Annotated in this window: 17 protein-coding genes and 1 pseudogene; 16 read left to right on the top strand and 2 right to left on the bottom strand. The window is 39.5% G+C overall.

The window, feature by feature from the left end; translation table 11 throughout:
- Window positions 1-30 precede the first annotated feature (30 nt).
- The gene (locus OU989_RS16200; RefSeq protein WP_274797363.1) at window positions 31-1,380 is read left to right on the top strand and encodes an FAD-binding oxidoreductase; all 1,350 of its coding nucleotides are present in this window, start codon (window positions 31-33) and stop codon (window positions 1,378-1,380) included.
- Between the two features lie 90 nt (window positions 1,381-1,470).
- Window positions 1,471-1,527 (top strand): annotated as a pseudogene (locus tag OU989_RS23800) (hypothetical protein); the annotation flags it as partial.
- Window positions 1,528-1,789: 262 nt separating this feature from the next.
- Here OU989_RS23800 and OU989_RS16195 read toward each other — a convergent pair.
- The gene (locus OU989_RS16195) at window positions 1,790-2,185 is read right to left on the bottom strand and encodes a (deoxy)nucleoside triphosphate pyrophosphohydrolase (RefSeq protein ID WP_274794038.1); all 396 of its coding nucleotides are present in this window, start codon (window positions 2,183-2,185) and stop codon (window positions 1,790-1,792) included.
- A gap of 194 nt (window positions 2,186-2,379) precedes the next feature.
- Between OU989_RS16195 and OU989_RS16190 the strand changes: the two genes are divergently transcribed.
- From OU989_RS16190 to OU989_RS16165, 6 genes are all read left to right on the top strand, one after another.
- Window positions 2,380-3,144 (top strand): TrmH family RNA methyltransferase, encoded by a 765-nt coding sequence (locus OU989_RS16190; protein WP_274794037.1) that lies wholly within the window; start codon window positions 2,380-2,382, stop codon window positions 3,142-3,144.
- Between the two features lie 392 nt (window positions 3,145-3,536).
- A complete protein-coding gene (gene pheS / locus OU989_RS16185; RefSeq protein ID WP_274794035.1) occupies window positions 3,537-4,574 on the top strand; it encodes a phenylalanine--tRNA ligase subunit alpha in 1,038 nt (345 codons plus the stop codon).
- Window positions 4,575-4,586: 12 nt separating this feature from the next.
- A complete protein-coding gene (gene pheT, locus OU989_RS16180) occupies window positions 4,587-7,004 on the top strand; it encodes a phenylalanine--tRNA ligase subunit beta (RefSeq protein WP_274794034.1) in 2,418 nt (805 codons plus the stop codon).
- A gap of 38 nt (window positions 7,005-7,042) precedes the next feature.
- Window positions 7,043-7,777 carry a hypothetical protein gene (locus tag OU989_RS16175; protein ID WP_274794033.1) on the top strand — a complete coding sequence of 245 codons (735 nt, stop codon included), beginning with the start codon at window positions 7,043-7,045 and terminating at the stop codon, window positions 7,775-7,777.
- A 181-nt stretch (window positions 7,778-7,958) separates the two neighbouring features.
- Complete coding sequence (locus OU989_RS16170) at window positions 7,959-8,897, top strand: nuclease-related domain-containing protein (RefSeq protein WP_274794032.1); 939 nt, start codon at window positions 7,959-7,961, stop codon at window positions 8,895-8,897.
- A gap of 47 nt (window positions 8,898-8,944) precedes the next feature.
- A complete protein-coding gene (locus OU989_RS16165) occupies window positions 8,945-9,442 on the top strand; it encodes a hypothetical protein (protein WP_274794031.1) in 498 nt (165 codons plus the stop codon).
- Window positions 9,443-9,561: 119 nt separating this feature from the next.
- On the opposite strand, the gene rnhC is transcribed toward OU989_RS16165, so the two are convergent.
- On the bottom strand, window positions 9,562-10,488 hold the full coding sequence (rnhC, locus tag OU989_RS16160; protein ID WP_274794030.1) for a ribonuclease HIII: 927 nt from the start codon (window positions 10,486-10,488) through the stop codon (window positions 9,562-9,564).
- A gap of 135 nt (window positions 10,489-10,623) precedes the next feature.
- Between rnhC and zapA the strand changes: the two genes are divergently transcribed.
- The 8 genes from zapA (at window position 10,624) to OU989_RS16120 (ending at window position 19,675) form a co-directional block, all read left to right on the top strand.
- Window positions 10,624-10,884 carry a cell division protein ZapA gene (gene zapA / locus OU989_RS16155; RefSeq protein ID WP_016991554.1) on the top strand — a complete coding sequence of 87 codons (261 nt, stop codon included), beginning with the start codon at window positions 10,624-10,626 and terminating at the stop codon, window positions 10,882-10,884.
- A 5-nt stretch (window positions 10,885-10,889) separates the two neighbouring features.
- On the top strand, window positions 10,890-11,429 hold the full coding sequence (locus OU989_RS16150) for a CvpA family protein (RefSeq protein WP_274794029.1): 540 nt from the start codon (window positions 10,890-10,892) through the stop codon (window positions 11,427-11,429).
- 59 nt (window positions 11,430-11,488) lie between these two features.
- On the top strand, window positions 11,489-13,198 hold the full coding sequence (gene polX / locus OU989_RS16145) for a DNA polymerase/3'-5' exonuclease PolX (RefSeq protein WP_274794027.1): 1,710 nt from the start codon (window positions 11,489-11,491) through the stop codon (window positions 13,196-13,198).
- An 18-nt stretch (window positions 13,199-13,216) separates the two neighbouring features.
- A complete protein-coding gene (locus OU989_RS16140) occupies window positions 13,217-15,583 on the top strand; it encodes an endonuclease MutS2 (RefSeq protein WP_274794026.1) in 2,367 nt (788 codons plus the stop codon).
- A gap of 22 nt (window positions 15,584-15,605) precedes the next feature.
- The gene (locus tag OU989_RS16135; protein ID WP_008179180.1) at window positions 15,606-16,019 is read left to right on the top strand and encodes a DUF350 domain-containing protein; all 414 of its coding nucleotides are present in this window, start codon (window positions 15,606-15,608) and stop codon (window positions 16,017-16,019) included.
- A 444-nt stretch (window positions 16,020-16,463) separates the two neighbouring features.
- Window positions 16,464-18,158: an AMP-binding protein gene (locus OU989_RS16130; RefSeq protein ID WP_274794025.1), complete on the top strand. Its 1,695-nt coding sequence runs from the start codon at window positions 16,464-16,466 to the stop codon at window positions 18,156-18,158.
- A 147-nt stretch (window positions 18,159-18,305) separates the two neighbouring features.
- Window positions 18,306-18,887, top strand: coding sequence for a fatty acid metabolism transcriptional regulator FadR (locus OU989_RS16125; RefSeq protein ID WP_274794024.1), 582 nt, complete (start codon window positions 18,306-18,308; stop codon window positions 18,885-18,887).
- A 14-nt stretch (window positions 18,888-18,901) separates the two neighbouring features.
- Window positions 18,902-19,675, top strand: a complete 774-nt coding sequence (locus OU989_RS16120) for an enoyl-CoA hydratase (protein ID WP_274794023.1) — start codon at window positions 18,902-18,904, stop codon at window positions 19,673-19,675.
- The last annotated feature ends 5 nt before the right edge of the window (window positions 19,676-19,680 follow it).

Genomic DNA, 19,680 nt, shown 5'->3' with positions numbered 1-19,680 from the left:
TAAGTATCATTGTGAGAAAGGGGTTTGATGTTGAAAAAGGTAAAGCTCACGGGTAGAATCGTTACTCCTGAAGATTCTGATTATGAAAAAGCGAGGACGAACAATAATCTAAATAACCCTAAATATCCGAGTGTCATTGTGTTTTGTCAAGAAACGAAAGACGTGGTCAATGCATTGAAGTGGGCTAGAGAAAACAATGAGCCTTTTCGAATTAGAAGTGGACGGCATAGCTATGAAAATTTTTCATTATTAAATAAAGGTCTTGTCATTGACGTAAGCGACATGAATTCTATTTCAATTGATCGGTCAGAAATGACAGCTAAAATCGATGCTGGAGCCAATATGGGTAAAGTATATCGTGCATTATGGGAACACGGTGTAACCATTCCTGGTGGCACAGAAAGCAGTGTGGGGGTGGTCGGCTTATCCCTTGGCGGGGGAATTGGGATGCTATCACGTCCATTTGGTTTAACTTGTGATAGTCTCATAGAAATAGAATTGGTGGTCGCTGATGGACAGGAGGGGGTTCGGGTAATCAAAGCAAATAAGCAAAAAAATAATGAGCTCTTTTGGGCAAGTTGTGGTGGCGGGGGTGGAAACTTTGGCATTGTAACCGCATTGACATTTAAGTTACATGCTATCCATGATGTATCACTCTTCTCTATTACCTGGGGATGGGATGATTTTGAAGTAGCTTTTGATGCATGGCAGAAATGGGCTCCCTATACCGATAAACGTCTAACCTCTCAAATTGAGTTAAAGACAAGGGAAATTGGAGAAATTGTCGCACAAGGGGAGTTTATTGGAACGGCAGCTGAATTAAAGAAATTACTTCGCCCCCTAAGAAAAACAGGTTCGCCAACAAGCATATGGATAAAGGAAGTGCCTTATATCCAAGCAGTAGAATTTTTTGATGTACCAAGTGGCAATCTCCCAGCACTTCGAAAACGGTCAGGATCATTTATTAAAAGACCCTTTCCATATAAGGCGATTCAAACAATGAAAGATTATTTAGTCAATGCTCCCAATCTAAATACAACGATTTGGCAACAAGCTTTAGGAGGTGCAGTCAGTGAAATTGCACCAAATCGCACGGCATATTACTATCGAGATGCATTAATTGCTCAAGAATATAATACATCCTGGGAAAATCCAAATGAAGAAGAACCAAATATCAAATGGGTAGAAAACTTACGGCGAGCTTTATCACCTTATACAGCTGGTGATTATGTTAATTTTCCAGATCTTTTGATTCCGGACTGGCCAACAGCCTATTATGGTCGTAATTTTAGAAGGCTTCGAGAAGTGAAAACAAAATATGATCCGTTAAATGTATTTCAATTTCCACAGAGTATTCCACCTATTAGAAAATGGTTATAAACATTTAGTAGAGCAGGGTGCAGAGGCATTGCTGCTCTTTTTGATTGCATGATTAGTCATTAGAATAGAAATAGTTGTTCGTAATAAGGTGAAAGAAATCGGTCAAGAGGATCAATCCATTATTTTTGTACATGGATTTGTCTGTGATCAAACCATGTGATGTTATAACTCTTAATTTGCGCAGCTGTTAATAGACCAAGCTTTTGTAGAAGATATCGTCGCTCGCTACGGTGGTGAAGAATTAGTTATGATTTTATCAGCTATATTGAACAGAGTGTATTATCTTTGGTTTAGGCATTGAAATGAAGAATCACAGAAGTGACATTGAAAAAAGCAAACGAAGCATTATATGGTCAAAACATTAAGGATCAATCAAGTCACTCATTTTCATGAAATAAAGGAATGAGTTTTACTTTTCAGCTAATAATTTTTCGATAGATGGAAGATCTGCTGGTGCAAATGGCAGGTCAAGCAACTGATTACGAGCTACCCATCTTGCTTCAGTATGTTCAAGTATTTCTGGTACGCCTTGTATGATAGAAGCTTTATAAGTTTCTAAGTGAACGAAAAATTGATCGTATTCATGAAAGGTTTCGGCTACCTGTTCACCTACTCGAATCATACAGTTAAATTCCTCAAGGATTTCGCGATAAAGTGCTTGTTTAGGAGTTTCGCCTTGTTCTATTTTCCCACCAGGGAACTCCCAATAGTTTGCAAGTACCATCGTTGGATTTCTTAAAGCACAGAAAATTTCTTGTTGCTCATTTTCGATAATTGCACCGACTACATGGATTGTTTGTTTCATTACATTCTCCCGTCCTTAATTAAACAAATACTTTCAAATATGTATAAGTATAGCATGTTTATTTCTTATCAGTTGCCTAAGCGCGTCTTTTGATGATTGGAAAAATAACAGTTTTTTCACATGGCTATGAAATTAGCCATTTTCTAAGGTATAATAATGGTCACTATATAGGAAAAAGGCGGTAAGAAGTAGCGATGAAAAGAATCGAATCTACGCAAAATGCGTTAGTGAAATATTGGAAGAAGCTAGCGACAACTAGAAAAGAACGTGAACGATCAGGTGAATTCATAGTAGAGGGCTTTCATCTTGTTGAAGAAGCATTAAAAAATAAAGAGCAAGTATTGCAAATTATTGTACGTGAAGGTATTGATTTACCGATGTTATGGCCGATTGATGATGTCGCTATTGTAGAGGTAACGGCAGTGGTAGCGAAGGAATTTGCTGAAACTGAAACATCACAAGGTGTTTTTGCTGTGTGCAAACAGCCGGTATTAGAGGATGAAGTGATGGCAACTTGGCGCAAAGTCTTATTAATTGATGCTGTCCAAGATCCTGGTAATATCGGTACAATGCTCCGTACAGCAGATGCGGCAGGATTAGATGCTGTTGTTTTAGGAAAGGGTTGTGCCGATATTTACAATCCTAAAACACTACGTGCCGCACAAGGCTCTCATTTCCATATCCCAGTAGTACGTGGAGAATTGGCTGAATGGATCGATTTGCTACAGGAGCAAAGTGTACCTGTATTTGGAACTGCTTTGGATGAGGATGCAGTACCATATAGTGATATCCAGCATACGGGTTCATTTGCGATTATTATGGGGAATGAAGGAAGCGGCATTCAGCCACAACTGCTGGCGAAGACTGATCAAAACATGATTATTCCTATTTTTGGACAGGCTGAATCTTTAAATGTGGCAGTAGCAACGGGAATCGTTTTATATGGCTTTGTGAAGTAATTTAAAGATAATTGCGAGATTCAGGCGGTTGTCTCTTGATTTGCGACAGTTTATTCATGTATAATCTAAGCTAAAATTAAGTTTAAATAGTAAATGCTTTGACCGGGAAGTAGTAAAGATTGTGAATGGACGACAGGGAGCGTAAGGCCAGAGATTGAGAGCCAACGCCGTACCAATGCAGTTTTGAATTCAGCCCGCGAGCAGCAACCGGGACCAGCTTGATGCTGTAAAGGTATGCCGGCTTTATCAAGTCGTTATGTCAATGAAGTGATTGTAAGGATAGTTGACCTTGCAATAACTAGGGTGGTACCGCGAATATGTCCTCGTCCCTTTTTAGGGGCGAGTTTTTTTATGTTAAAAAACAGGCATGTATTTTCTAAGGAGGTTTTATCATGGAAGAGCAATTAAAACAATTAGAGCAAGAAGCACTTGCAAAAATTGAAACAGCTGCAAATTTAAAAGAATTGAATGAAGTGCGTGTTGCATATCTAGGAAAAAAAGGACCGATCACTGATTTATTAAAAGGGATGGGGAAATTATCAGCTGAAGAGCGACCAAAAATGGGCGCTTTAGTGAACAATGTTCGTGAAAATGTGACAGCAGTATTGGAGTCAAAAGTTGCTGTACTTGAAGAAGCGGCTATTGCTGAAAAATTGGCAAGTGAGTCGATTGATGTTACTTTACCTGGTCGTGAAATCAAAGTTGGCAATCGTCATCCTTTGACACGTGTCGTTGAAGAAATTGAAGATTTATTTATCGGAATGGGTTATGAAATTGCTGAGGGTCCAGAAGTAGAAAAGGACTACTATAACTTTGAGGCACTGAATTTACCAAAAGGACATCCTGCTCGTGATATGCAAGATTCGTTCTATATTTCCGAGGAAATATTACTTCGTACACATACTTCCCCAGTACAAGCTCGTACAATGGAAGCTAAAAAAGGAGAAGCTATTCGTATCATTTGTCCTGGTAAAGTGTTCCGTCGGGATAATGATGATGCAACACACTCCCATCAATTTATGCAAATTGAAGGTTTAGTCATTGGCGAAAATATTCGTATGAGTGATCTAAAAGGAACACTCGATACATTAGCGAAAAAAATGTTCGGTGCAGACCGTGAAATTCGACTTCGTCCGAGCTTCTTCCCATTCACTGAGCCTTCAGTAGAAATGGATATTTCTTGTTTCAAATGTGGTGGAGCAGGTTGTAACGTATGTAAAAGCACAGGCTGGATCGAGATTCTAGGTGCAGGTATGGTTCATCCAAATGTCTTAGAAATGGCTGGCTATGATCCGAAAAAAGTTTCTGGTTTTGCATTTGGTATTGGTGCCGAACGTATTGCGATGTTGAAATATGGTGTCGATGATATTCGTCATTTCTATACAAGCGACACTCGTTTCTTATCACAATTCGAGCGAACAGAAGCGTAAGGGGGATAAAACATGTTAGTATCATTAGAATGGTTAAAAGATTATGTTAGTACACAGGACTTGGCACCTGAGCTATTAGCTGAAAAAATTACACGCTCTGGTATCGAAGTAGACGCAGTAATCGATCGAGCTAATGCCATGGATAAAATTGTGGTAGGTTATGTTGTATCAAAAGAAAAACATCCAGAAGCAGATAAATTAAATATTTGCCAAGTAGATGTAGGAGAAGAAGAGCCACAACAAATTATTTGCGGGGCTCCGAATGTAGATGCTGGTCAAAAAGTAATTGTTGCTCGCCCGGGTGCACATTTACCAGGTGGCATTAAAATTAAAAAAGCTAAACTTCGTGGCCATGAATCAAATGGTATGATTTGTTCATTACAAGAGCTTGGGATCGAAGGGAAGCTTGTCCCTAAGGCTTATTCAGAAGGGATCTACGTACTGCCAGCGGATGTAGAAGTAGGTTCAGATGCACTGGCAATTTTAGGCTTACGTGATACAGTACTAGAGTTAGGCCTAACACCGAATCGCTCAGACGCTCTTTCTATGCTAGGTGTAGCTTATGAGGTAGGCGCAATTCTTTCAGAGGAAATTAAATATCCAGAAATTGCGTATCAAGTAGCTAGTGAAAAAGCACAGGATTTCCTGAAGCTTCGTGTGGAAGATTTACAAGCGAACCCAATGTATGTAGCAAAAGTAGTGAAAAACGTAAAAATCGGTGAATCACCGATGTGGCTACAAAATCGCTTAATGGCTGCGGGTGTACGCCCACACAATAATGTCGTAGATGTAACGAACTATGTACTAATGGAATATGGTCAACCTCTGCATGCTTTTGACTATGATAGCCTTGCAACTGGCGAAATCGTCGTTCGTAAAGCAACAGAAGGTGAAAAAATTACAACATTAGATGATCAAGAACGCACATTAAAAGCTTCAGATTTAGTCATTACGAACGGTAAAGAGCCTGTCGCAATTGCGGGTGTAATGGGTGGTGCCAATTCAGAGGTAACGGATTCTACAACGACTGTAGTCATTGAATCAGCTTATTTCGATGGTTTAACAGTGCGCCAAACGTCTCGTCACCTTGGCCTACGTTCAGATGCATCTGCACGTTTTGAAAAAGGGGTAGACCCGAACCGTGTTTTACCTGCTGCTGAACGTGCTGCCGCTTTACTAGCTGAATTAGCAGGTGGTGAAGTATTAGAGGGTACATGTGTAGTAGATGAATTAGAAAAAGCACCAGCACGAGTTGTTGTTTCCCCAGATTTTATTAATGAGCGTTTAGGAATGAAGATCTCTTTAGAAGATATGCTTTCAATTTTAGAGCGTCTAAAATTTGGTGTAGAGGCAGCAAATGGTTTATTAATTATTGATGCTCCAACACGTCGCCAAGACATTAAAATTGAAGAAGATATCGTAGAAGAGATTGCCCGTCTTTATGGGTATGATGAAATCCCTATGACGTTACCAGAGGGTGCAACACAAGTGGGCAATCTAACATCTTACCAAGCAAATCGTCGTGTTGTGCGTCATTTCATGGAGGGTGCAGGGCTTTATCAAGCTGTAACATATTCATTAACATCTGATGCATTATCACAACGCTTTGCCTTGAAAGCCGAGCCAGTAACTCGTTTACTAATGCCAATGAGTGAGGAGCGTTCTACATTACGTCAAAGTCTTATTCCGCATTTAATTGAAGCGGCTGCGTACAATGTAGCGCGTCAAGCTGAAGGTGTGGCCTTATACGAAATTGGTTCAGTGTTCCTTGGTCAATCAAATGAGGGGCAACCGTATGAGGAAGAGCATGTGGCAGCCGTACTAACTGGTAAATGGTTAGACCATGCTTGGCAAGGCGAGAAAAAAGCGGTAGATTTCTTTGTACTGAAAGGTATTGTAGAGGGCGTAATCGGAAAACTAGGCTTAGAAAATCGCATTTCATTTGTGAAGGCACAAGTAGATGGATTACACCCAGGACGTACAGCTAGCATTTTATTAGATGGCGAACAAGTGGGCATTATTGGAGGACTTCACCCAGCAGAACAAAAAGCATGGGGTGTAAAAGACACATATGTCATGGAAATGAACTTAGTTGCTCTCTTACATGCAACGACACAAGAAGCACCACTTGCTTACACACCAGTGCCTCGTTTCCCAGCTATGTCACGTGATATCGCTCTTATTATGGACCGTGACACAACAGCAGGTGAAGTAATCAATGCTATTGATGCAGCAGGCGTGAAATTACTAAAAGACATCCGCGTATTTGACGTTTACGAAGGAGAGAAAATGGAGCCAGGTAAAAAATCTGTTGCCTTCTCACTCACATACTTCGATCCAGAACATACTTTAACAGACGAAGAAGTAGTAGCTGCACATAACAAAGTGTTAAAAGCTATTGCGACGATTCCAGGCACAGAAGTACGCTAAAATTATTATCAAAAGACTGTCTTTCGAGGCAGTCTTTTTTGTTTGAAGAATGGTTTAAACACGTCTTTGTAAAAGTCTCGATTTACATTAATACTGTCGAAGGCAATGATTCGCTCAAGGGATGGAAGGTGATCCAAAAGGAGAAGCAACCGCTCCAAATTGAAGTGAAGGTGATCCAAAAGAGGATGAAACCGCTCCAATTCGAGGAGAAAGTGATCCAAAAGGAGAAGCAACCGCTCCGAATTGAAGTGAAGGTGATCCAAAAGGAGAAGCAACCGCTCCAAATTGAAGTGAAGGTGATCCAAAAGAGGAAGCAACCGCTCCATATTGTAGTGAAGGTGATCCAAAAGAGGATGAAACCGCTCCAAGGCGAGGAGAAAGTGATCCAAAAGGAGAAGCAACCGCTCCAAATTGAAGTAAAGGTGATCCAAAAGAGGATGAAACCGCTCCAAGGCGAGGAGAAAGTGATCCAAAAGGAGAAGCAACCGCTCCAAATTGAAGTGAAGGTGATCCAAAAGAGGATGAAACCGCTCCAAGGCGAGGAGAAAGTGATCCAAAAGGAGAAGCAACCGCTCCAAATTGAAGTGAAGGTGATCCAAAAGGAGAAGCAACCGCTCCAAATTGAAGTGAAGGTGATCCAAAAGAGGATGAAACTGCTCCAAGGTGAGGAGAAAGTGATCCAAAAGAGGATGAAACCGCTCCAAGGCGAGGAGAAAGTGATCCAAAAGGGGAAGCAACCGCTCCAAGGCGAGGAGCAAGATGGAACAACATGATTGAAAGTAAGTAAAAGATGATCAAGTTTTAAAAACATACTATAGAAACAGTTGGATATTCACATAAATTCATAAAAAATCAAATTTGGAGCCCCAGAGTTGATCAAATAAATAGTTTATCAAATTGTCTAGGCGTGACCATTTTTCCTTGCTATAGTCGTGTAAAAAAGGGCGTGATGTTATGTTTATCAAACCATATGAAGAAGCAAAAATGACATTAGGTCTACGGGCTTTAGCTCGAAGACTTACATCAAAGCATCCCCTATATGATCAAATAACAAGAGAGTTACTACAGGCTGAGGCAGGGGAGCATGGAGAAAAATTTATTATGAAACAACTGGAGAAATTATCTTTTGTAAGGGGTATTCACGTTTTACATAATATTTCTCTTCAACGGCCGTTTCCGATGCAACTAGATATTGTAGTGATAACCAAATATGAGGTAATCATTATTGAAAGTAAAAATATTAAAGGAGAAGTGGAATTAAAAAATCGTCCCCGTCAAATGATTCGTACTCTTGAGACAGGAGAACGGCGTGTATTTCACCATCCTGAAGTACAGCTTGAGGAATATATGTACAATTTAAAAGAATTTTTCAATCAAAATCAAATTGAAGTACCTGTCCATGGTATCATTGTTTTTTTTTTTAACAATGCTCGTATCGAATATGAGGATAGTTTATTTCCAGTGTTGATGGCTAGGGAGGTAACAGGTTATTTACAACAGCGTTCTTTGAAGACAAAAACCATAGATTCTCAGTCTATTAGTGCATTACTTGTGCAGCACCATAAGCCATATGAATTGTTCCCGCTTTGTCGTTACTATGGCATAGAGATAGACGCCATTCAAACAGGGGTGATCTGTCCAGAATGTCAGATTGGACAGATGCAATGGTTAAAGATGAAATGGATTTGCTCAAGTTGCCTTTATAGCAATAAAAAAGCCCATAAATGTGCTCTACAAGATTATGGGATGCTAATAAATAAAGGCATTACTAACAGTCAAGCACAGCATTTTTTACGATTAAACAATCGTCATACAATAAAAAGGATGTTAATGACTAGTTGCTATCGGAAAGAAAGTGCATCGAAACGAAGGGAATATCAAATTCTTCTATGATTAATTGCTTTAATTAGTGCTTGAGGGGGTTCTTTAAGGGGACGAAAATGCTCCTTTATGGTAGAAGATTGATTAAGGAAGGGCCTAAAGCGCTCCAATCAGGTTGCTCCAAGGGGTTGGAAGCGCTCGAACCAGGCAAAAATGCTCAAAAAGGAGCCAAAAGTGCTCCAGTTTGTAAAAAACCGCTCAAAGAGGGTCCCAAAGCGCTCCAATCAGGCAGAAAGCCGCTCGAAAAGGATGCCAAAGCGCTCCAATCAGGTAAAAAACCGCTCAAAGGAGTGACTAAAGCGCTCCAATCAGGCAGAAAGCCGCTCGAAAAGGAGGCCAAAGCGCTCCAATCAGGTAAAAAACCGCTCAAAGGAGTGACTAAAGCGCTCGAACCAGGTAGAAACCGCTCAAAAAGGAGGTCAAAGCGCTCCAACCAAGAAAATAGCCGCTCAAAAAGGAGCCAAAAGCGCTCCAACCATGTAAAAAATCTCTCAAAGAGGGTCCCAAAGCGCTCCAATCAGGTAGGAAACCCTAAAAAAAATACCCTAAGCCAGTAGCATGTTTAAAATGACGAAAAGCATTTTCCCGGAATAGAAATCAACATTTACATAACCCTATAATTCCCCGCAAAGCATTTCTAAAAGTATTCCACAGTTGTAGGCATTAAATGTTTCCGTTACACCATTTTCCGTGCTTTTTCTGTATTGGCAAAATGCCATTTTGTGATGGAGCGTAGGAAATCCTCGCCTTGATTACGCCAGATTCGTGCTGCTTGCACATCTACTTTGCTGGAGGCTCCTTTCATTAATGGGAGACCGGCTATTTCACTCAAGCGATCCATTTCCTTTAAAAATGCAGCGCGGGCTAGAATAGATGCTGTGGCTACAGCTACATGTAGTTGCTCCGCTTTTGTAGAAAAGAGGACATTTTCTTGTACCAGTTCACGTTCATTTTTTAGGTAATTGTAATAAACTCCGCGTTCAGCAAACTGGTCAATTAAAATAAATTCTGGTTTTTCGGGTGCCATCTTTGTGAGTGTATTTTGTAGAGCCTTGTTGTGCATCATAGCTTTCATTTTCCCTTGTGAATAGCCTTTTGCTTGTAGACTGTTATATTTTTCGTTTCGTAATACAAGAACGCTATGGACACAGGCTGCACGTAAATCGGGTGCGATTTTTCGCATATAATCATCCGTTAGCATTTTTGAATCTTTTACGCCAAGCTCGTTGATAAGTTCGATTTTGGATGTAGGTACATAAACGGCCGCTACGGTGATGGGACCAAAATAATCACCTGTGCCTGTTTCATCAGAGCCTAAGACAGACATTGTCGCGAATTTGTCTGGTAGAATATCCCCCTTTGCCCCAATAGACGAGGAATGTTGAGTAGTTGTTTTTTCAACTGTTCCCCAACGAGCCGCTTCACGTTCAGCACCTCCTCCTTGAAACATTAATTTTCCAGATTTATACATAGTAATAGTGGCATCTGGTAGTTTTGCAGCAAAAATAACGCCTGGAGCTTTTCGTTCAATAAAATAGGTTGCATAGTAAGCCATTACCTCTTTTTGAATATTTGTTGAAATGGATAGCACAATATTTGACATTTAATCGTTCCTTTCTGTCCTCATTGTTCACAATTTTATACCTTTCATGGTATGATAATAAATAGCTTTTTTGTGTGATGGTGCTCGCAAACCGAAAAAATCGCGTGAGCATTCAATTTATAGGAGGGTGCGACTATGGAAAAACAAGAAAAGAATAAAATTTCTGTGGAAATATATGGTCATACGTATAAAATGGTCGGCTCTGAATCCATTGGCCATATGCGACTTGTTGCTTCGATTGTTGATGACCGTATGCGCGAAATGAACGTACATAATCCCTCACTTGATAGCACAAAACTTGCTGTTCTGACAGCAGTAAATACAGTACATGATTATTTACTATTAAAAGAACGAATGGAGCAGTTAGAAGAAGAATTGAAAAAATTAAAGGGTTGAAGAGAATGTTAGATTTAATCATATTAGTGGTACTGTTAGCTGGAATTGGCGTCGGTGCAAAAAGAGGTTTCATTGTACAAATGATGCACATTGTCAGTTTCGTAGTAGCACTGATTGTTGCGTATATTTATTATAAGCCATTAGCACAAAAATTTGTATTTTGGGTTCCATATCCAGGCGTTACTGATACAGGTAGCCTTAGTGTCGTCATTGATAGCCTAGATTTAGACCGTACCTTTTATCGTGTAATCGCCTTTGCTGTTATTTTCTTTGCAGTGAAAATTACGTTGCAAATTGTGGCATCGATATTTGATTTTATTGCATACTTACCTGTGCTCAATACAGTCAATCGTTGGCTTGGTGCGTTACTTGGCATGATTGAAAACTATTTAATTATGTTTATTTTGCTATACGTGTGCGCCTTATTACCGATTGAGGTTATTCAAAATTTAATGTCGAAATCATTGTTAAGTGGTCTTATGTTGGAGCATACTCCGATTATTACAAAGATGTTCCAAAACTGGTGGTATATTTATATGCAATAGTAAACTATGCACTTCTCTCTGATTTGAGAGAAGTGTTTTTACGATAGGAGGAATTACCAATGAATAAAAAAACAATTATTCGTACACTCGAAAAAATTGCTTTATATATGGAATTACAAGGAGAGAATCCATTCAAGGTATCTGCCTTTCGAAAAGCAGCTGCAGCACTTGAAGGGGACGAGCGTTCGTTAAGTGAAATGGACGATGTAACAAAACTTAAAGGTATTGGTAAGGGGACGGCTGCTGTTATTGAGGACTTGATGGCAACAGGTGAATCAAGTTTATTAAAAGAGTTAGAAGAAATTGTCCCAAAAGGGTTACTGCCATTGTTAAAATTGCCTGGCTTAGGGGGCAAAAAGATTGCGAAACTACATCAAGAACTTGGTATTGATTCAGCAGAGAGCTTAAAAAAGGCGTGTGAAGAAGGAAAAGTTCGTGAATTAGCGGGCTTTGCTGTAAAAACCGAGGAGAAAATTTTAAAGGAACTTGCCAACTTTGCTAATCGTTCTGAACGCTTACCAATATGGCAGCTTGAGCCTGTGGTTTTACAAATTGAGGCGCTTCTAGGTAGTATGAAGGAAGTGGAACGTTTTTCAGTTGCTGGAAGCTTCCGTCGAGCACTAGAAACAAGTAAAGATATTGATTTTATTGTAGTGACAGAAGCGGTTGAGGCTGTACGTGACAATTTATTAAATGGATTGGCCATTCAGGAAGTCGTAGCAGCGGGCGATACTAAAATTTCAGTAATTTTAGATTTAGATGAGCCAGTGAGTGTTGATTTCCGGTTAGTAAAGGATCATGAATATGCCACTGCCCTGCATCATTTTACAGGTTCAAAGGATCATAATGTGCGAATGCGCCAACTTGCAAAAGCACGTGGTGAAAAAATTAGTGAATATGGGGTTGAACAGCAAGATGGTACTATCTTGACGTTTCAAGATGAAGAGGCATTTTTTGCCCATTTTGATCTACCTTGGATTCCACCGAGCCTTCGTACAGGAAAAGGTGAATTTGATCAACCCAACACGATTCCTCAATTAGTTCGACTAGAGGATATTCAAGCAGACTTGCACATGCATACGACATGGTCTGATGGTGCATACTCTGTGGCAGAAATGGGAGAGGCACTACGAGCACGGGGCTATCAATATAGCGTCATTACAGATCATTCTCAATTTCTAAGAGTAGCAAATGGTTTAACACCAGAGCGCTTAGAGAAGCAACGTATCGAAATTGAGGCATTTAATGAGTGCCATCCTGATTTTCACTTGTTTAAGGGGACAGAGATGGATATATTGCCAGATGGATCCCTTGATTTCGATGATGAAGTGTTAAAAGAGCTGGATTTTGTTATTGCCTCTATTCATTCTAGTTTTACTCAATCTCAGGATAAAATCATGGCACGTTTATTGACAGCGATGCAAAATCCGTATGTCCATATGATTGCCCACCCAACTGGTCGAATTATTGCAGATCGTGATGGTTATAATCCTGATATGAAACAGTTAATTGCTTGGGCGAAAGAATATGGTAAAATTTTAGAGTTAAATGCAAATCCGTACCGTCTGGATTTATGTGTAGAACATTTAGAAATGGCTTTAGCAGCAGGTGTTCCTATAGCCATTAATACAGATGCCCATGATATTGCGCATTTACGTTTTATGGATATTGGTGTTCGCTATGCCAATAGAGCATGGCTACCAAAAGATATGATTGTGAATACATGGACGCGTGACCAGTTTGAAGCGTTCATACGACGAAATAAATAGACTGAGGAGGTGTTCTCAGTGATTGCAGAACGCGCATTGAAAACACTAGAATACGATAAAGTACGTCAGCAAGTGGCTTCATACTGTACTTCTTCAATTGGTAAATCTGCGATTGAGGAGCTTGTGCCGCAAACTGATTTTGATAAAGTAGTACAATTACTAGAAGAAATGGATGAAGGTTTATCTATTTTACGAGTTAAGGGCAATGTACCAATGGGAGGGATTTTTGATGTTCGCCCATCTGCAAGACGTGCACAAATAGGAGGCATGCTTGCAGCAATAGAACTAATGGAAATATCCAGTACGATTCGAGCAAGTCGAATTTTACGTAATTTTATTGAAGATATAGAGGCTGATGAAGTGATTGAGATTCCACATTTCATCGCTAAGAAGGAAGCCATGCCTGTCTTAACAGGATTGCAGCATGAAATCAACAATTGTATTGATGACAATGGGGCTGTTGTAGATTCAGCTAGTCAAACATTGCGCTCCATTCGTCAATCTTTACGTGCTGAAGAAGGAAAAGTCCGTTCAAAGCTGGAAAGTTTAATCCGTGGAAGTAATGCAGCGAAAATGCTTTCTGATACACTTGTTACCATTCGTAATGATCGCTTTGTTATTCCGGTGAAACAAGAATATCGTCATCATTATGGTGGTATTGTGCATGATCAATCTTCTTCCGGTCAAACATTATTTATTGAGCCTGACTCTGTCGTACAAGCGAATAATGAAATACATCGTTTAAAAATGAAGGAACAGGTAGAGATTGAGCGAATATTACTAGCATTAAGTGCAATGGTACAAGAAGTAGCATCAGATTTATTTAACCTAGTGAAAGTTTTAGGTGATATCGATGTCATTTTAGCAAAAGGTAAATATGGACAAGCCAATAAATGTACAATGCCTAAAATGAATCAGGATGGCTATATTCGATTAGTGCGTGCACGCCATCCACTTTTACCAATCGATGTGGCTGTACCAAATGATATCGAATTTGGCAAAGAGATTACAGCCATTGTTATTACAGGTCCGAATACGGGCGGTAAAACGGTGACGTTAAAAACGGTGGGCTTATGCACATTAATGGCGCAGGCTGGATTACCAGTGCCAGCATTGGATGGGTCGGAGCTTGCAGTATTTAAGCAACTGTTTGCTGATATAGGTGATGAGCAATCGATTGAGCAATCACTTTCCACGTTCTCTTCTCATATGGTCAATATTGTAGATATTTTAAAGAAATTTGATCATGAATCACTTGTTCTTTTTGATGAGCTAGGAGCAGGTACTGATCCCCAGGAAGGTGCAGCATTAGCTATCTCTATTTTAGATGAAGTGCATGGACGAGGAGCTCGTGTGATGGCAACAACCCACTATCCAGAGCTAAAAGCATATGGCTATAATCGACCAGGTGTTGCCAATGCTAGTGTAGAGTTTGATATTGAAACATTAAGCCCAACCTATCGACTACTTATTGGTGTACCTGGACGTTCTAATGCATTTGAAATATCCAGTCGCCTTGGTCTTCCAGAATCAATAATAGATCAAGCTAAGAGCTTTACAGGGACAGATCGACATGAGGTTGAATCGATGATTGCCTCATTAGAAGAAACACGTCGCCAATCAGAAGATGATGCAGAGCGTTCCCATGCATTGCTGGTAGAATCTGAAACTTTACGTAAAGAGCTTCAAGATAAATTACAAGCCTATGAGGAGCGTAAAGAGGCGCTAGATAAGAAAGCGAAGGAAAAAGCTCGTAAAATTGTTGATGAAGCGAAAAAAGAAGCAGAATCAATTATTGCTGAGCTGAGAGAAATGCGCAAAAATGCTGACCAAGTTGTCAAGGAACATGAATTGATTGAAGCCCGCAAACGCTTGGAGGAAGCAACACCGCTTGATAACAATAAAGTGCTGAAAAAGGCTGCACAAGTTAAAGCCCGTGCACAAAACTTAGTTGTCGGGGACGAGGTAAAGGTGTTAAGCTATGGACAACGAGGTACATTGTTAGAAAAAGTGTCGGATACCGAATGGGTTGTCCAAATGGGGATTTTAAAAATGAAAATCTCGGATAGTGATTTGGAGTATATTAAACCTGAAAAAGAGCCTGTTTTACGAACAGCTGGTGTGAAAAATCGAAATAGCCATGTTAAATTAGAATTGGATTTACGTGGTGAACGCTATGAGGACGCGATTTTGAGAACGGAAAAGTATATTGATGATGCGTTGCTTGCTAATTATGGTCGAGTCTCTATTATTCATGGAGTTGGTACAGGAGCTTTACGTCAAGGTATTCAAAGCTATTTGAAAAAGCATAAACGCGTGAAATCCTTCCGTTTTGGTGAAGCCGGCGAGGGGGGCTTAGGCGTCACAGTTGTAGAATTGAAATAAGCTAAAAAGGGGACGGAGAAAAATGCTGAATTCTGGCTTTTGGCGATATCCAATTATCGAAACGGCAGGATATTTTAGTGTTGTAGTATTATGTTTAGTCGTCTCGATGGCATTGTTCGAAGTCGTTACGAAATATAAGAATTGGGAAGAAATTAAAAAGGGTAATGTCGCTGTGGCACTTGCAACTGGTGGTAAAATACTTGGCATTTGCAATATCTTTCGCTTTTCCATTGCACGCCATAGCACATTGAGTGAAATGATTGGCTGGGGTCTTTTTGGCTTTACACTATTGATTGTAGCGTATTTCTTATTTGAATTTATGACACCTCGTTTTAATGTTGATCAAGAGATTGCCAATGATAATCGCTCAGTAGGTTTTATTTCCTTTACCATTTCTGTCGGTCTATCGTTTGTTATTGGGGCAAGTATTGCATAGGAGTGTCATGACATGGAAAAATTAGCGAAGGTACTAATCATTGTCTGTATCGCATTTTTGGCAGTGGGCGTCTACTATATGATGACTGTATAAAGAACAACGCATTCTCTTAGGAGGGTGCGTTTTTTTGTGAATGAATCTACATAAATTTCTACTAAAAACTATTAATTTTCTCTCAATCATCTAACGGAACATTGAAAAAGATTATTTTTATAATATAGGAATATGCGAGTAGCTTTTTAGCAGAAATAATGAAGAATGAATGAGTATTCATAAGGTGTATCCGTACAAACACCAATAAATATCAGTCATATTAATGTTGTAAATTGCATAATAATTAATCGAAAATGCATTTATTTTCTATTTTCTGTTTGAAACTGTATTTCTTTTTCATTATAATAAATATAAGAATTGACAAAGTTTGGGACAAAGGGGAGAGGACGTATGACAGCAAAACCATGGCTAGCAAATTATCCTGAAGAAGTACCATCGTCTTTAACGTTTGAGGAAATTCCAGTGCAAGAGTTTTTGACACGTGCCTATAAAAAGAATCCATCTAAAATTGCGATTCATTTTATGGGGAAGGATTTGACGTACACTGAGCTATATGAGTCTGCTTTAAGATTTGCAAACTATTTACAAGCACTTGGTGTGGAAAAAGGTGATCGAGTGGCTATTATGCTTCCTAATTCGCCACAAAGTGTAATCGCTTACTATGGTGCCATGTATGCAGGTGCTGTTGTCGTTCAAACAAATCCACTTTATACTGAACGTGAGCTTCAATATCAAATGGCTGATTCTGGGGCAAAGGTTATTTTAGTCATGGATATTTTATATCCACGCGTGATGAAAATTATGAAGGAGACGGCTCTCGAAAATGTTATTGTGACAGCTATTAAAGATTATTTACCGTTTCCAAAAAATTTAGTTTATCCTTTTATTCAAAAAAGGCAGTATGGATTTAGTGTCAAGGTTGAGCATAGTGGACAAAATCACTTGTTTTCAGAAATAATGCGCTCTGCACCAATTAAGGTGATTGAGAATATTTCATTTAATTTTGAAGAAGATCTAGCACTGCTTCAATATACAGGTGGAACAACAGGTTTTCCAAAAGGAGTCATGCTAACACATAAAAATTTAATTGCCAATACGACAATGTGTGATGCATGGATGTATAAATGTGTGCATGGGGAAGAAACCATTATGGGCATTCTACCATTCTTCCACGTCTATGGGATGACGACTGTTATGCTGTTATCGGTATTTACTCAAAATAAAATGGTGCTCCTACCAAAATTTGATGCAGAAACAGCATTAAAAACAATCGATAAACAAAAACCAACGCTGTTCCCTGGTGCCCCAACCTTATACATTGGTTTACTCAATCATCCGGACATTGCAAATTATGATTTATCGTCTATTAAAGCATGCTTAAGTGGTTCTGCTTCATTGCCTATTGAGGTGCAAGAGAAGTTTGAAGCTGTAACTGGTGGCAAACTGGTAGAGGGCTATGGTTTAACAGAAACGTCACCTGTAACACATGCTACGCCAATTTGGGGGAAGCGAGTAATTGGTTCAATTGGTTTACCATGGCCAAATACAGACGCTGTCATCTTACGTACAGGCGATACAGAGGTGCTACCAGTTGGTGAAGTAGGTGAAATCGCTGTTAAAGGACCACAAGTGATGAAGGGTTACTGGAACCGCCCAGAGGATACTGCAGCAACATTTGTAGATGGCTGGTTTTTAACAGGTGATCTTGGATATATGGATGAACAGGGCTTTTTCTATGTAGTAGACCGTAAAAAAGATATGATTATAGCAGGTGGCTTTAATATTTACCCGCGTGAAGTGGAAGAAGTGTTGTACGAACGCGAAGAAATTCAAGAATGTGTAGTCGCTGGCATACCTGACCCATATCGAGGAGAAACAGTTAAAGCTTATATTGTATTAAAAGAAGGATATTCGATTTCAGAGGACGAATTAAATAAATATTGCCGTCAACATCTAGCGGCATTTAAGGTTCCGCGTTATTATGAATTTAGAGATGAGCTACCAAAAACAGCCGTAGGGAAAATTTTGCGTCGCACTTTGGTAGAAGAAGAAAAAACAAAATTAGCGAATAAAGAAGCGAAATAAATACGTGTGAAAGTATTGACAAGCAATGCTGTAAAATATAATATGAAAATATGAATGAATGACCATTCATATTTTCATATTTTTTTAGGTTCACACGTCATATGGATCATGTAGACGTGCGCATGTTTTTTAGGTGGTGATATAAAAGTGAAACGAGATAAGCCGAAATATAAGCAAATTATTGATGCAGCTGTCATCGTTATTGCGGAAAATGGGTATCACCAAGCGCAAGTATCGAAAATCGCCAAACAGGCAGGGGTGGCCGATGGAACAATCTATTTATATTTTAAAAATAAAGAAGATATATTAATTTCTGTCTTTAATGAAAAAATGGCTGTTTTTGTAGAGTCATTACAAGATATAATAGAAAATGGAAGTACGTCAAAAGACAAACTTTCACGAATGATTGAAAATCATTTTAATGTTCTAGCGACAGATCGATACCTAGCAACCGTCACACAATTAGAGCTACGCCAATCAAACAAAGACTTACGATTAAAAATTAATTCGGTACTACGTGAGTATTTACACTTACTCGATCAGATTTTAATCGAAGGTATGCTTTCAGGTGAGTTCAATCAAACGATGGATGTACGCTTGGCACGACAAATGGTTTTTGGAACAATTGATGAAACTATTACGTCGTGGGTTATGAATGACTATCGATATGATTTAATGGAACAGGTTCCAAAGGTTCAGGCATTAATCCTGAACGGCATTAAAGCTTAAAAGGATGTGGAGAAATGGAATTTCTAAGTTGGAAAGTAGAAGATGGGGTAGCAATGATTACAATTGCACGTCCACCAGCAAACGCTTTATCTCGCGGTATTATTGCAGAAGTTAACGCTGTTCTAGATGCTTTAGAACACGATGATGCTGTAAGAGTCCTTGTACTTCATGGTGAAGGCCGTTTCTTCTCTGCGGGAGCAGACATTAAAGAATTTACTGGGGTAGAATCTGGGGAAGAATTTACGAAGTTAGCTAGCAATGGACAGCAAGTATTTGAGCGTGTTGAATCATTCTCTAAGCCTGTGATTGCGGCCATCCATGGTGCAGCATTAGGTGGCGGACTTGAGTTAGCAATGAGCTGTCATATGCGATTCGTCACTGAATCTGCAAAGCTAGGTTTACCTGAATTACAATTAGGTCTAATTCCTGGATTTGGCGGTACCCAACGCTTGCCACGCTATGTGGGGGTAGCAAAGGCCGCGGAGATGATGTTTACAAGCGAGCCAATTTCAGGTACAGAAGCTGTTCAATGGGGCTTAGCAAACCGTGCATTCTCAGACGAAACGCTACTAGATGAAACGTTAAAGATTGCTAAGAATATTGCTAAGAAAAGCCCAATAGCTTTAAAGGCAGCTATTCAAACATTGCAATTTGCAAAGCATGCATCGTTCTATGAAGGCATTGAAGCAGAAGCGAAATCCTTTGGAACAGTATTCGTGACAGAGGATGCAAAAGAAGGAATTCAAGCATTCATTGAAAAGCGTGAGCCTGTGTTTACTGGTAAATAATTTTC

Origin of the sequence: Lysinibacillus irui (assembly GCF_028877475.1) — a bacterium.
In the GTDB taxonomy this organism is placed as follows: Bacteria; Bacillota; Bacilli; order Bacillales_A; family Planococcaceae; genus Lysinibacillus; species Lysinibacillus irui.
Note: the sequence above shows the minus strand (reverse complement) of the source record. Positions and strands in the feature narration are given on the sequence as shown.

What these genes read in the sequence shown, in the direction of transcription:
- OU989_RS16195 (WP_274794038.1), bottom strand. Translation starts at nt 2,185, where the DNA reads ATGAAACAAACAATCCATGTAGTCGGTGCAATTATCGAAAATGAGCAA.
- OU989_RS16190 (WP_274794037.1), top strand. Translation starts at nt 2,380, where the DNA reads ATGAAAAGAATCGAATCTACGCAAAATGCGTTAGTGAAATATTGGAAG.
- pheS (WP_274794035.1), top strand. Translation starts at nt 3,537, where the DNA reads ATGGAAGAGCAATTAAAACAATTAGAGCAAGAAGCACTTGCAAAAATT.
- pheT (WP_274794034.1), top strand. Translation starts at nt 4,587, where the DNA reads ATGTTAGTATCATTAGAATGGTTAAAAGATTATGTTAGTACACAGGAC.
- OU989_RS16170 (WP_274794032.1), top strand. Translation starts at nt 7,959, where the DNA reads ATGTTTATCAAACCATATGAAGAAGCAAAAATGACATTAGGTCTACGG.
- OU989_RS16165 (WP_274794031.1), top strand. Translation starts at nt 8,945, where the DNA reads ATGCTCCTTTATGGTAGAAGATTGATTAAGGAAGGGCCTAAAGCGCTC.
- rnhC (WP_274794030.1), bottom strand. Translation starts at nt 10,488, where the DNA reads ATGTCAAATATTGTGCTATCCATTTCAACAAATATTCAAAAAGAGGTA.
- zapA (WP_016991554.1), top strand. Translation starts at nt 10,624, where the DNA reads ATGGAAAAACAAGAAAAGAATAAAATTTCTGTGGAAATATATGGTCAT.
- OU989_RS16150 (WP_274794029.1), top strand. Translation starts at nt 10,890, where the DNA reads ATGTTAGATTTAATCATATTAGTGGTACTGTTAGCTGGAATTGGCGTC.
- polX (WP_274794027.1), top strand. Translation starts at nt 11,489, where the DNA reads ATGAATAAAAAAACAATTATTCGTACACTCGAAAAAATTGCTTTATAT.
- OU989_RS16135 (WP_008179180.1), top strand. Translation starts at nt 15,606, where the DNA reads ATGCTGAATTCTGGCTTTTGGCGATATCCAATTATCGAAACGGCAGGA.
- OU989_RS16130 (WP_274794025.1), top strand. Translation starts at nt 16,464, where the DNA reads ATGACAGCAAAACCATGGCTAGCAAATTATCCTGAAGAAGTACCATCG.
- OU989_RS16120 (WP_274794023.1), top strand. Translation starts at nt 18,902, where the DNA reads ATGGAATTTCTAAGTTGGAAAGTAGAAGATGGGGTAGCAATGATTACA.